Source organism: Arenibacter nanhaiticus (genome assembly GCF_900141935.1).
GTDB lineage: Bacteria > Bacteroidota > Bacteroidia > Flavobacteriales > Flavobacteriaceae > Arenibacter > Arenibacter nanhaiticus.
This window is the reverse complement of record NZ_FQYX01000004.1, coordinates 131960-144982: the sequence shown is the minus strand read 5'-3', so window position 1 is coordinate 144982 and position 13023 is coordinate 131960. Positions and strand designations below refer to the sequence as shown.

General features: G+C 40.4%; 10 protein-coding genes. 6 read left to right on the top strand and 4 right to left on the bottom strand.

Going from position 1 to position 13023, the window contains the following annotated elements:
* Positions 1–138 precede the first annotated feature (138 nt).
* Together BUA16_RS04035 and BUA16_RS04030 are read right to left on the bottom strand one after the other, a co-directional pair.
* Complete coding sequence (locus tag BUA16_RS04035) at positions 139–1137, bottom strand: acyl-ACP desaturase (RefSeq protein ID WP_072763356.1); 999 nt, start codon at positions 1135–1137, stop codon at positions 139–141.
* Between the two features lie 62 nt (positions 1138–1199).
* Positions 1200–1925, bottom strand: coding sequence for a metallophosphoesterase family protein (locus BUA16_RS04030; RefSeq protein ID WP_072763355.1), 726 nt, complete (start codon positions 1923–1925; stop codon positions 1200–1202).
* Between the two features lie 351 nt (positions 1926–2276).
* Here BUA16_RS04030 and BUA16_RS04025 point away from each other — a divergent pair, with 351 nt between their 5' ends.
* Both BUA16_RS04025 and BUA16_RS04020 read left to right on the top strand, forming a co-directional pair.
* Positions 2277–4829: an adenosylcobalamin-dependent ribonucleoside-diphosphate reductase gene (locus BUA16_RS04025; RefSeq protein WP_072763354.1), complete on the top strand. Its 2553-nt coding sequence runs from the start codon at positions 2277–2279 to the stop codon at positions 4827–4829.
* Between the two features lie 116 nt (positions 4830–4945).
* Entirely contained in the window at positions 4946–5902 is a 957-nt protein-coding gene (locus BUA16_RS04020; protein WP_072763353.1) for a carbohydrate kinase family protein, read from the top strand.
* Positions 5903–5916: 14 nt separating this feature from the next.
* On the opposite strand, the gene BUA16_RS04015 is transcribed toward BUA16_RS04020, so the two are convergent.
* Both BUA16_RS04015 and BUA16_RS04010 read right to left on the bottom strand, forming a co-directional pair.
* Entirely contained in the window at positions 5917–7053 is a 1137-nt protein-coding gene (locus BUA16_RS04015) for an ATP-binding protein (RefSeq protein WP_072763352.1), read from the bottom strand.
* Complete coding sequence (locus tag BUA16_RS04010; RefSeq protein ID WP_072763351.1) at positions 7050–7823, bottom strand: SDR family NAD(P)-dependent oxidoreductase; 774 nt, start codon at positions 7821–7823, stop codon at positions 7050–7052. The genes BUA16_RS04015 and BUA16_RS04010 overlap by 4 nt, the downstream gene beginning before the upstream one ends.
* Positions 7824–8365: 542 nt before the next feature.
* Here BUA16_RS04010 and BUA16_RS04005 point away from each other — a divergent pair.
* The 4 genes from BUA16_RS04005 to BUA16_RS03990 all read left to right on the top strand — a co-directional run bounded on the left by BUA16_RS04005 (position 8366) and on the right by BUA16_RS03990 (position 12985).
* Positions 8366–9367 carry an AAA family ATPase gene (locus BUA16_RS04005; RefSeq protein ID WP_072763350.1) on the top strand — a complete coding sequence of 334 codons (1002 nt, stop codon included), beginning with the start codon at positions 8366–8368 and terminating at the stop codon, positions 9365–9367.
* Between the two features lie 100 nt (positions 9368–9467).
* Complete coding sequence (locus tag BUA16_RS04000) at positions 9468–10334, top strand: DUF58 domain-containing protein (protein ID WP_072763433.1); 867 nt, start codon at positions 9468–9470, stop codon at positions 10332–10334.
* Between the two features lie 5 nt (positions 10335–10339).
* Entirely contained in the window at positions 10340–11986 is a 1647-nt protein-coding gene (locus BUA16_RS03995; protein WP_072763349.1) for a BatD family protein, read from the top strand.
* A complete protein-coding gene (locus tag BUA16_RS03990; RefSeq protein ID WP_072763348.1) occupies positions 11987–12985 on the top strand; it encodes a vWA domain-containing protein in 999 nt (332 codons plus the stop codon). It abuts the gene before it with no gap.
* Positions 12986–13023: the final 38 nt, after the last annotated feature.

Sequence of the window (13023 nt, the reverse complement as noted above, 5' to 3'; positions counted from 1 at the left end):
ATTATAATATTGCCTTCTATACAAATTTGGAATTGCCCCGACGTATATATGACTGTAAACAGCCTTTTGAGTTGCGCTGGAAAAAATTACTTAAAAAAAGTCCATAAAAAAAGCCGGTTACAATAACCGGCTTTCGTTTTATACCATTCTACCATTGGCCTCGACCCATTTGAACTTGTATTGGTCTTCTGGATACTTCATCCTACTAGCAATACGTTCTAATCTGTCTGGCAATTTCATAAGATAATCCCTAGCTCTTTCGGCGTCGTCATTTAAAGCTCTAATACTATCTAATTCCCAATAAGAATTCAGTTTTTTCAATATGTCGATATAATCTTGTGCGGTATACACCCCAAGTCTCTGAGCACAATTTGAAAAAGTCTCGAATGCCGATCCGATCTCCCCTCCTGATTCTCTGAGGAAATGCGCGGGCATCACAATCTTTTTCTTCATCATATCTGCAAAGGCCAACATCATCTGACTAGGATCTTGTTCAAAGATTACCTTCACAAACTCCCTATAAGCCAAATGGTGGCGCATTTCGTCCCCAGCGATTATGGTACACATTTTCCCTAACAGAGAATTGCCGCCTTTTTTACACATTTGACCTACTCTTTTATGAGAGATATTGGTCGCTAATTCCTGAAAAGAGGTGTAAACAAAGTTTTTGTATGGATCCCTATCCGTTCCAATATCGAAACCATCTGCAATAAGATGTTGGGTAGTGATTTCCATTTCGCGCATATTTACCCTACCGGACAAATACAGATATTTATTTAGGACATCGCCATGTCTATTCTCTTCTGCAGTCCAATGGCGTACCCATTTGGACCAGCCATTTTTATTTTCTCCATGCTGATCTATCCCTTCTACATCCATCAACCATGATTCATAAGTAGGCAAGGCCTCTTCTGTAATGGTATCGGCCACCAAAGTCACCCATAGATCATACCCCAATTCCTTGGCCTCTTCGCGAATTTGATGAACATCGTCCAAAAAGGTATCACTTTCAGAATTAGGTAAAAAATCTGTAGGCTGCCAAATATCATTTATAGGAATAAGGTATGAGTCTATAAAGCCTTCTACCTTGCTCTCTATGGCTTTCATTACTTCTATTCTAACGTTCTTATTTGACATAGTATAATTTTTTGTAAATATCTTTATTAATCTTGAAATATTGCCCTCCTAGGGCATTAAATTTAGTTTCTACCCCTTTCTAAAGGGTAAAACTCATGTACCGGGTCGCTTTGCCAATACTCTTTGGTGTTGGCATCCATGATGGTCAATGGCCCCATAAAAGCCGCTCCGGTATCGATATTCCAGACATTCGCTGCATTTTGCGGGGTTGTCTTTCCTATCCTTGTCACTGGGGTATGGCCTATAAATATCTCCTTGTAATGCGTTAGTCTTTGCGGATAAACAGCATCTTTTATGGTTAGTTTTGGATCTAGGGACAGTGCCAATTCCCATAAGGTTCTGTCCCAATAAAGGGTCTTTGTAAAATACTCCTCTGTTACACCCTTTAAGTTAGTAAATCCTGCATGAAGAAACAAGCGATTTTCTTCATCTAGATAATAATTTTCCAAAGTATTGAAAAACTGGACATGGGCTTCTTTTTTTGTTTCGGCCAGATGGCTGTAAGAATGCAGTGTGGCATTGCCGCCGTGCTGCAACCAAAGATGGTTATCCTCGCCGCTTTGCAGCCAATTGAGACACAACTCATCATGATTTCCCCGTAAAAAGGTACAGCTATAGGTACCTTTTAACTCCATTAAAAAATTAACGGTTTCTACGGCTTCACTCCACCCATCGACATAATCTCCTAAAAAGATCAAATGGTCGTCGGGCGTGACTTTGGCTCTTTCCATTGCCTGTTGTAGCGCTTTTAATCCAGCGTGGACATCTCCTATTACCAGTATTCTCATCTTGCAAAAATCGCAAATAGCGCTGTAATAACAATACTAAAACCAACTAAAAAGAAAATTTCCAAAATTGTTAAAACGATGAAGACGAATGACATATCACTTGAACCGCGTATCTATAGGCCCTATCCGATTAAACACACACAAAACAGCATAAGAAACAAAATAACATATAAAAAAAATAATTTTTATTTGTTCACTTTTTACGTTTTAAAATATCATATACGCTTCTTTTTCAGTGTTTTAATAGTTTTTTGTTGCAAACTTTTATAATATACATCGTATTTTTGTTGAATTTATTTTTAATACTTTTGCCTTGATACTATAAACACATTCACCTTAAAATCTTATTCTATGTCGACTAAAATAGCCCAAAGACCACAAAAGACCTATACCCAAGAAGAAGCTTTTGAAGCTTCTCTTGCCTATTTTAAAGGAGATGATCTTGCCGCAAGGGTATGGATAAACAAGTATGCCCTCAAGGACTCTGAAGGCAATATTTATGAGTTGACACCGGATGACATGCATCGTAGAATAGCAAAGGAGATCGCCCGCATAGAAAAAAAGTACTCCAATCCTAAAACCGAGGAGCAAATTTTTGACCTTATCAAGAGTTTTAAATACATCGTCCCTCAAGGAAGCCCGATGGCCGGAATTGGCAATCCCTTTCAAATTGCATCCCTTTCTAATTGCTTTGTCATTGGCAATGAAGGACAATCCGATTCATATGGGGGCATCATGAAAATAGACCAAGAGCAGGTACAGTTAATGAAGCGTCGCGGCGGTGTTGGGCACGACTTGTCGCACATACGTCCAAAGTCGTCCGCGGTAAAAAATTCGGCCCTTACCTCTACAGGCCTTGTGCCTTTTATGGAGCGGTATTCTAACAGTACACGAGAAGTAGCACAAGACGGCAGAAGGGGCGCCTTAATGTTATCGGTTTCTATAAACCATCCGGATGCAGAAGATTTTATCGATGCAAAAATGGAGCAGGGAAAAGTAACCGGCGCCAATGTTTCCGTTAGAATGGATGATGCCTTCATGCAATCTGTGGACACCGGTGTTCCTTACATCCAAAAATTCCCTATCCACAGTGACTCTCCCAAGGTAGAGAAAACTATTGACGCCCAAAAACTTTGGGGTAAAATAGTGCATAACGCATGGCAGTCCGCAGAACCAGGTATTCTATTCTGGGACACCATTATCAAAGAATCCGTTCCGGATTGTTATGCTGATTTAGGATATAAAACGGTCTCTACAAATCCTTGTGGTGAAATTCCTTTATGCCCATATGATTCTTGCCGATTGTTGGCCATTAATCTTTTCTCGTACGTAGACCAGCCATTTACCAAGGACGCTAGTTTCAATTTTGACTTGTTCAAGGAACATATTGCTGATGCACAACGCATTATGGATGACATTATTGATCTTGAATTGGAGAAGATCGATGTTATTTTAGAAAAAATAAAGTCGGACCCTGAATTGGAAAGCACCAAGGCAGTAGAATATAATTTATGGAAGAACATTAAAGAAAAGGCCGCCCAAGGCCGACGTACCGGGATAGGCATTACTGCCGAGGGCGATATGTTAGCAGCATTAGGCTTACGCTATGGAAGCGACAAGGCCAATTCCTTCTCCATTGAAGTACATAAAACCATCGCTTTAGAGGCTTATAGGGCTTCTGTGCATTTGGCCAAAGACCGAGGGGCATTTGATATTTTTGATGCCGAGCGAGAAAAAAACAATCCTTTTATTCTTCGTCTTAAGGAGGCCGATGAAAAACTCTACTATCAGATGTTAGAATTTGGACGCAGGAATATTGCATTATTGACCATAGCACCAACAGGAACCACGAGTTTAATGACCCAAACCACTTCGGGCATTGAACCTGTTTTCCTTCCTGTTTACAAGCGTCGTCGTAAAGTAAACCCCAACGACAAGGATGTTCGGGTAGATTTTGTAGATGAGGTTGGCGATTCTTGGGAGGAATACACCGTTTTTCACCATAAATTTAAACAGTGGATGTCCGTCAACGGTATAGACACCACAAAAAATTACAGTCACGAAGAATTACAGAAAATCGTGGCCAAATCTCCTTACTACAAAGCGACCTCCAATGATGTAGACTGGCTTAGCAAGGTGCGCCTTCAAGGGGCGGTACAAAAATGGGTAGACCACAGTATCAGTGTTACCATAAACCTTCCCAATGAAGCGACCCAAGACTTGGTGGGCAAATTATATTTAGAAGCCTGGAAAGCAGGCTGTAAAGGTGTTACCGTTTACCGAGACGGCTCTAGGTCCGGTGTTTTAATTTCCAATGAACCTGCGAAGAAAGAAGAGGAAGAAGCCTCAACTCCCTTCCCTACCAAACGTCCACAGATATTGGAGGCCGATGTGGTAAGACTTCAAAACAACAAGGAAAAATGGATTGCCTTTATCGGGTTAATAAACAACAAACCCTATGAGATTTTTACTGGAATGGCCGATGATGAAGACGGCATATTAATCCCTCGTTGGGTAAATAACGGTTTAATCATTAAGAACAGGAACGAGGACGGTTCCTCGCGTTACGATTTTCAATACAAGAACAAAAGAGGCTACAAAACCACCATTGAAGGGCTTTCCCATAAGTTTGACCCGGAATATTGGAACTATGCCAAGCTAATTTCGAGCACCCTAAGACACGGTATGCCCATTGAGAATGTGGTAGACCTTATCAACAGCCTGCAATTGGACAGCGAATCTATCAACACTTGGAAAAATGGTGTAGCCAGAGCCTTAAAACGTTATGTAGAAGACGGTACAGCAGTAAAGGGCCAAAAATGCGAAACCTGCAACTCTAACAACCTGATCTACCAAGAAGGCTGCCTTACCTGTAAGGATTGTGGATCTTCGAAATGCGGATAGGTCTTTAGTTGAGCTTATATTTTAGAAAGCTATGCCCCTAAATTTATAAATTTAGGGGCATAGCTAGTTTTAATGCATATTTCTGTTTAATTTATGCTTTTAAATAAGCAAAGCGGATGAAAAAAGTTTTTTGTATCGGAGAGTTATTGATCGACTTCATCGCCGAAAAGCAGGGCAGTGATCTTTCCAAGGCCACCGAATTTACGAAAAAAGCAGGGGGCGCCCCGGCCAATGTAGCCTGTGCCATCAGCAAACTTGGCGGACAAAGTGCTTTTGTGGGATGTGTGGGTAAAGATCCGTTTGGATCCTTCTTACTTAATACCCTTAAAGAAGGCAGTATAGATATTTCCTTTGCCCAGCGTTCCAAAACCTTTACCACTTTGGCCTTTGTATCCATCGCTATGGACGGAGAAAGGGACTTTGTCTTTAGCAGGGGCGCAGACAGGGAATTAACATACCAGCCTGAACTATCAGCTCAATTTAACGGAAATATTGTCCATTTTGGAGCTGCAACGGCCCTTTTGGGCGGTCCCTTAGAAGAAACCTACGCCCTTTATTTAAAAGACGCTGCCAAGAACAATGCTTTTATCAGTTACGACCCCAATTATAGAAGAGATCTATGGAAAGGCTCCGAAGCTATTTTTACAAAGAAATGCCGGCCCTATATCGCTAAAGCACACCTTTGTAAATTTAGTTTGGAAGAGGCCCAACTTCTCAGCGGAAAAGAAACTTTGGAAGAGGCTTGTGAAATACTTCATGCCCTGGGCACAAAAATAATTACGGTTACCCTAGGTGAAGATGGCACCTACGTAAGTACTCCGACCCTAAAAAAAATAATTCCGACCATAAAGGTAAGCCCCGTAGACACCACCGGAGCCGGCGATGCTTTTATAGGGTGTTTATTAAAAATACTGGCCACTAAAGAAAGCCCCATGTCCCTATGGGAAAACGGAGCCCAATTAGAAGCGATGGTTTCAGAAGCCAATAAGGCAGGTGCCATTACCACTACTAATTTCGGAGCTATTGCTGCCCTGCCCAACCAAGCTCAACTTGATAATTACGGTCTTCGTTAAGGTTTTTAAGCTGCTTAATTATAGGTCAACTTTCGAATTATACGCAAAGACTCCTTTACGGATCGGTATACACCTAGGTCGTAATTCTTGAGAAGAGGTTTTGCTTTTTCCAAGTATACTTTAGCTACTTCAAAACCGCTGATATAACAAACTAGCAGCGTATCAGGCAAGGCCCCTAAATCTTTCCTTTCGACGGCATCCAATCGAATTCCCTTCTCTATCTTTTTTAACAAGGCCACTTTGGCATTAAAAATATGGTGAAGACTTCTTTTATCGTATAAAGGCGGCTTAAAGATCAAATCGCTCTTAATAGTATAGGTCCCGTTATCAAAAAAGGTAATCACCATTTTTTCTAAGGGGTAATACTTTTGCTGGGAACCGAGCCCCAATTGTATATATTCTATAGTTGTAAAAGAATCTTCATCATAGGCAATAGTAATTTCATCGAATTCCGAATAAAACAATTTCACTTGTTCATTGATCAGTTCAATATCGACTCGGGAATAATAGGTATGTTCTTTTACTTTTTTCTGATTTCCGGCCCAACACACAACAAATTGTTCTTTAAACACCTTATAATGACTCGTTAGATCCCTGTGCCTAAGGTTTAAGAAATCAATCACCCCATCCAGGGTCAGTTCTATATTGTTTTTCGCATGTTGTTCTATGGTGGCTACTACTTGAGAATTGATATCCTTTAACTCTATTCCATACGCCTTAGGCATACTAATACTACCTTCCCTAAAAAATACCGCCCCGCCATAATATTTCCATATATTTTTCCGCAGGGAACAAACCTTGCCGTTAGATCTAATGGTCACCAACCCCACGACCTTATTCATCGGCAAATGTGGAAAAGGAATATTCTCGTACGAAATCAGGGGTGGATTATCTATGTAGGCATTGACCAAGTTCTGAATTTTGCTATCGTCGAAGAAATCTACCCCTACAATTTTATTTTCTTCGTCCTCTACCCCTACGACTATAAAAGAATGGTTATTGGGGTTGCTATTGGCCAAGGCACAAACATGTTTCAAAAACTTGCCTTTCCCTTCTTTCTGGCCAATATCAATAAAGCGTTTCTTATCATAAAAACTATTCTCGTCGTTATGGGCTAAAAGGTTTTTAACAAGAAGGCGTTTATTGATCATGAATTTCTATTAACGATAGTACTATTAGCTTGGGCCGTTGGCATGACTATTAAATCTGCTATATTTACGTGATAGGGCCGGGTCACTACAAAATGAATAATATCTGCTATATCCTCTGGTTTCAATGGCTGAAACCCCTGATACACTTTCGAAGCCTTCTCCTGATCTCCTTTAAAACGGACCTTGCTAAATTCCGTATCCACCAGACCAGGGTTCACCGCTCCTACCCGTATTCCGTATTGGTTTAAGTCTATCCGCATCCCTTGGTTTATAGCATCCACGGCATGCTTACTGGCACAATACACGTTGCCTTTAGGGTATACTTCCTTCCCTGCTGTGGAACCAATATTTATAATATGGCCGGCTTTACGCGCGATCATTTTAGGTAAAATGGCCTTGGACACGTACAACAAGCCTTTGACGTTGATATCTAACATCGTTTCCCAATCGTCCAAACTACCGTCTTCGATAGAGTCTAACCCATGGGCATTCCCAGCGTTATTTATCAAAATATCTATTTCGGAAAAATCGTCAGGGAGGCCATTAACAGCTTCAAAAACAGCCTTTTTATCACGAACATCAAAATCTAAAATACAAACCTTAGTGTGTACAGAGAGTTGTTTTTTTAATTTCTCCAATTCTTTTTTCCTCCTGCCACACAACACTAAATTTATTTTATGGACAGCGAAAAGTTTCGCGGTTTCCATGCCAATTCCGCTAGTGGCACCTGTTATAAAAGCAATTGGTTTATCATGATCTGGTTTACTCATAAAATATTGTTGGGCAATTCATTATTAGTTCGCATTATGCCCTATAAAAATAAGACATAACATCGTATGGGACAAACATCCGGACATTCAATACAAACCCTATAGGTCTTTATTTTTTACTTGCCCAAGTCCAAATGTGCATTATGAGATACATTCCTTCTAAAGAAGCTATTTACAGGCAGACCAAGAGCGTTACGCTGTTCCGGCTAAGTGAATGCGCTCTGCCGAGTATCATTTATATAATACCCTTAGGCTACAAATCTTTTTCATCGAAGGAAATACCGCTTGTTTAGATTTTTTTCGTTTTTTTAAAGAATTGCTTTTATCTTGGCGGTTAAAAGTTTGGAGTTGATTTTGGAATAAGCCACTTTCTTTTACATAAGTTTGTGATATTATGAAAAAATCCCTTAATTACTTCATAAAAATTGATGCTGCTTTTAACATTTAACCATACATTAACAAGCTATAACTAAATAAATTTTCAATTTGCATGAAGTTAGTTATAACGAAATATAAACCAAATAGATAAACAATAGCATTATATGGAAGAAAATACTTCGGTAGATATCAGCGCCGTAAATGAAAAAATTGCGCAGGAGAGTGCTTTTATTGACCTTCTTATTTTAGAAATGAACAAAGTAATCGTTGGTCAAAAACATATGATCGAACGCTTACTGATAGGACTTTTAGGACAAGGACATATATTATTGGAAGGGGTTCCCGGACTTGCCAAGACACTTGCCATCAATACTTTGGCGAAGGCCGTAAAAGGAAGTTTTAGCCGTATACAATTTACGCCAGATTTATTGCCTGCGGATGTTGTGGGAACCATGATTTACAACATGAAGGTCAATGATTTCTCCATCAAAAAAGGTCCAATATTCGCTAATTTTGTATTGGCTGATGAGATAAACCGAGCTCCGGCAAAGGTACAATCGGCCTTATTGGAAGCCATGCAGGAAAAGCAGGTTACCATCGGTGATGAAACCTTTATTTTGGACAAACCATTTTTGGTGATGGCCACCCAAAACCCAGTAGAACAAGAAGGAACTTATCCGTTGCCTGAGGCCCAGGTAGACCGTTTTATGTTAAAAACGGTGATAGACTACCCAAAACTGGCCGAAGAGCAATTAATCATTCGTCAAAACCTTAATGGTGCCTACCAGCAAGTAAAGCCTGTCATTTCCGTAGACCAGATCTTAATCGCTCAAAAAGCGGTCAAAGAAGTGTATATGGACGAAAAAATAGAGAAATATATACTCGATATTGTTTTCGCCAGTCGTTATCCCGAAAAATACAACTTGGCTTCCCTTAAACCATTGATAAGTTTTGGAGCTTCGCCAAGAGGAAGTATCAACTTGGCCACTGCAGCAAAATGCTATGCCTTTATCAAAAGAAGAGGCTATGTGGTACCCGAAGACGTACGTGCCGTAGTACACGATGTTTTACGTCATAGAATTGGGATTACCTATGAGGCCGAAGCCGAAAACATAACGTCCGAAGACATTATCAATAAGATCGTTAACGAGATTGAAGTTCCTTAAAACAGTGGGTAGTTTTTAGAACACTGTAAGGCAGTGCTAAATTCTATTTTTCAAAAACCTATTGAAATTCAAGGCCTATTGAAGACTGTTTATTACCATGATGGATACCAAGGAATTACTTAAAAAAGTTCGTAAAATAGAGATTAAGACCAGGCGTCTTTCCGATCATATATTTGGCGGGGAATACCACTCTACTTTCAAAGGTAGAGGAATGACCTTTAGTGAGGTACGCCAGTATCAATTTGGCGACGACGTAAGAGCTATAGATTGGAACGTAACGGCCCGTTACAATGAACCTTTTGTGAAAGTTTTTGAAGAAGAGCGAGAGCTCACCATGATGCTCCTAGTAGATGTCAGTGGCTCGGAACTATTCGGCACCAACAATCAATTTAAAAAGGACATCATTACCGAGATATCGGCAACCTTGGCTTTTTCGGCCCTTCAGAACAATGATAAGGTGGGGCTTATGTTATTCACAGATGAGGTAGAACTTTTTATCCCTCCTAAAAAAGGAAAAAGTCATGCCCTTAGAATCATTCGCGAGCTGTTAGAATTTTCTCCAAAAAGCAAGAAAACCAATTTAGAAGCGGCCTTAAAATTCCTTACCAATGTAATGAAGAAGAAGGCCATTGTTTTTGTGCTCTCGGATTTTATCACCGATGACTACCTACAGACCTTACGCATTGTAGGCAAAAGACATGACCTTACCGGAATCAGGATTTTTGACGAAAAGGAAACACAAATTCCCAATTTGGGAATGGTACAGCTGCAAGACGCCGAAACTGGTGCCGTGCAATTGGTAAATACCCAATCGAAGAAAGTACGCCTTAACTATGAAAAACACTATCAAGAACAGGTAGCTTACTTTCAGGAGTCCTTTACCAAAGCGGGCTGTGGAGTGTTGAGTTGTCGGGTAGACGAAAGTTATGTAAAAAAATTGTTGGGTTATTTTAAGCGACGAGGATAAGAAAAATGAACAATTATAAATTATTTTCACCTAAAAGAATCTCCCTAGGGACACTGATATTAATCCTTTTTTTCTGTTTCAAAGGCATTTCGCAAAATCTGCCTAGCGTTTCTTCAGCGGTAGACACTACTGCTATAAAGATAGGGGAACAGATACGGTATAAAATTACGGTAGAAGCAGATTCGTCGGCACAGGTCATTTTTCCCGAGGGGCAGACCTTTTCTCCTTTGGAAACCGTGGAAGCCTTAAAAACAGACACCGTAAAAAAACAGGACAGGGTTAGCTTACAAAGAATATATGCCCTAACCCAATTCGATTCTGGTGCCTATACCATTCCGAAGCAATATATAGTGGTGAACGGAAAATCTTTTTTTACCGATTCCATTCAGGTCCATGTCGCCAACGTTCCGGTAGATACCTTGACCCAGAAGCTGTATGATATTAAACCCATCATACAAGTAGAAAAGAGCAATTCGGGACTTTGGAAAATTATCTTGGGCATATTAGGGGTACTAATTCTTTTGGGCGGATTGGTTTATTGGTTTGTCTTTCGAAAAAAGCCTTTGACAGCTGCGGAAAAAATAGCCCTATTACCGCCTTTTGACAGGGCCATCCTAGAGCTAAAAGAACTAGAAAACTCAAAATATCTAATTCAGGACGATTTTAAGTCCTATTATTCGGAATTAACGGATATTGTTCGATCTTATTTGGAAGAAGAAGTTCATGTAACGGCCTTGGAAAGCACCACAGACCAGTTGATAGACACCCTGGAAATGATGAAGGATGCCGGACAACTAAAGTTAGAGGAGGATACTATTAAACAGTTTAAAAAGGTACTACAAACCTCCGATTTGGTCAAATTTGCCAAGTCTAAACCCGAGACTTCGGTGGCCGAGCAAGATCGAAAATCGGTAGAACAGATCGTTATAAAAACCAAAGAGGCCATTCCAGAGCCTACAGAGGAAGATTTGTTGCAACGTGAAGAATATTTAGAGGCACTGGCAAAAAAGAACCAGAAGAAAAAATTGGTCCTTACCGCCGTCATTGGTATTTCCATTCTCTTGATTGCAGGGGTGGCCACTATAGGATACTATGGCTTTGGTTATGTCAAAGACACCGTTTTAGGACACCCCACCAAAGAATTATTGGAGGGCGAATGGGTGCAAAGCGATTATGGGAATCCACCTATCGGTTTGCAAACCCCAAAGGTTTTATTGCGACAGCCGGTAAAATTACCGCCAGAAGCGCAGGCCAATATTAAGGAAATACAAGCTTTCGCCTACAGAAGCTCTTTAGGTTTATTTACGGTAGCCACTACCTCTATGACCTTGACACAAGCGGTAGATCCCAATTTTGAACAAACGGCAGAACAGCTATTGAAAGCTTTTGAAGCCCAAGGGAATAAAATAATCACCACCAAGGAGGAAGAGTTCTATTCGGTTTCGGGCGTTAAAGGCGCCAAATTATACGGCAGCGGAAAGTTTTCCGTACCGGAATCCAATGAGCTTGTAGATGGAAAGTATGTTATTCTTTTCTTTGGAGGCAAGGGGTTCCAACAAAATATAATGCTGAGCTGGTTATCCGAGGACGCTTATGCCGAACAGATCGTAGACAAAATTTTAAACACCGTAGAAGTAAAAACAACATTATAAATGTTAGAAAATATTTCTTTTGCCAACCCACAATTTTTCTGGTTGCTATTATTGCTCTCAGTGGCAATCCTTTGGTATTATTTTAAAAGAAAGGAAGAAAGTGCCTCTTTGACCATATCGAGTATCAAAGGTTTTTCTCAAGACAGCCTATTGCCCAAGTTAAAACCTGTATTGTTCTTTATGCGGCTGATTGCCCTTGCTGCCATCGTAGTAGCTATGGCGCGACCGCAAACCGAGGAGATCTCTACCAAAACAAAGACTACCAAGGGAATAGATATTGTTATGGCCATAGATGTGTCTTCTAGTATGCTGGCCAGGGATTTAAAACCAAATCGTTTGGCAGCTTTAAAAGAGGTTGCTGGCGATTTTATTAAGCAACGTCCCAATGACCGAATAGGATTGGTAGAATACGCCGTAGAAAGTTATACCAAAACCCCTATTACCAGTGACAAGGCTATTGTTTTAAGGGCCTTAGAGGACGTCACTTATGGCAAACTTACCGACGGTACGGCCATTGGTATGGGGTTGGCCACATCCGTAAACCGATTAAAAGACAGCAAAGCCTTGAGCAAGGTCATTATCCTATTAACCGATGGGGTAAACAATTCGGGCTTTATAGAACCAAAGACCGCTGCTGATTTGGCAGTTGAATTCGGGATAAAAACCTATACAATTGGCTTGGGGAGCAATGGTACGGCCCTTTCCCCTGTCGCCTATAATTCCGACGGTTCTTTTAGGTATGCCATGCAAAAAGTTGAAATAGACGAGCAATTACTGAAGGACATCGCCGGGGCTACCGGAGGAAAATATTTTAGGGCTACGGACAACAAGAAACTAGAAGCTATTTATGACGAAATAAACAAGCTTGAAAAAACAGAAATCGAAGAATTTAAATACTACAAGTACGAAGAAAAATTCAGACCTTGGGTTCTTTTGGCCCTAGGGCTGCTTTGCGTAGAGTGGTTCGTGCGCAACACCTTGTTTAGAAGCTTTATATAACCGAAAGAAATTGATCTTTACCGATCATAAATGAAGAA

Excerpts from the sequence above, each read along its gene's own strand:
- BUA16_RS04035 (WP_072763356.1), bottom strand. The coding sequence starts at position 1,137 with ATGTCAAATAAGAACGTTAGAATAGAAGTAATGAAAGCCATAGAGAGC.
- BUA16_RS04030 (WP_072763355.1), bottom strand. The coding sequence starts at position 1,925 with ATGAGAATACTGGTAATAGGAGATGTCCACGCTGGATTAAAAGCGCTA.
- BUA16_RS04025 (WP_072763354.1), top strand. The coding sequence starts at position 2,277 with ATGTCGACTAAAATAGCCCAAAGACCACAAAAGACCTATACCCAAGAA.
- BUA16_RS04020 (WP_072763353.1), top strand. The coding sequence starts at position 4,946 with ATGAAAAAAGTTTTTTGTATCGGAGAGTTATTGATCGACTTCATCGCC.
- BUA16_RS04015 (WP_072763352.1), bottom strand. The coding sequence starts at position 7,053 with ATGATCAATAAACGCCTTCTTGTTAAAAACCTTTTAGCCCATAACGAC.
- BUA16_RS04010 (WP_072763351.1), bottom strand. The coding sequence starts at position 7,823 with ATGAGTAAACCAGATCATGATAAACCAATTGCTTTTATAACAGGTGCC.
- BUA16_RS04005 (WP_072763350.1), top strand. The coding sequence starts at position 8,366 with ATGGAAGAAAATACTTCGGTAGATATCAGCGCCGTAAATGAAAAAATT.
- BUA16_RS04000 (WP_072763433.1), top strand. The coding sequence starts at position 9,468 with ATGGATACCAAGGAATTACTTAAAAAAGTTCGTAAAATAGAGATTAAG.
- BUA16_RS03995 (WP_072763349.1), top strand. The coding sequence starts at position 10,340 with ATGAACAATTATAAATTATTTTCACCTAAAAGAATCTCCCTAGGGACA.
- BUA16_RS03990 (WP_072763348.1), top strand. The coding sequence starts at position 11,987 with ATGTTAGAAAATATTTCTTTTGCCAACCCACAATTTTTCTGGTTGCTA.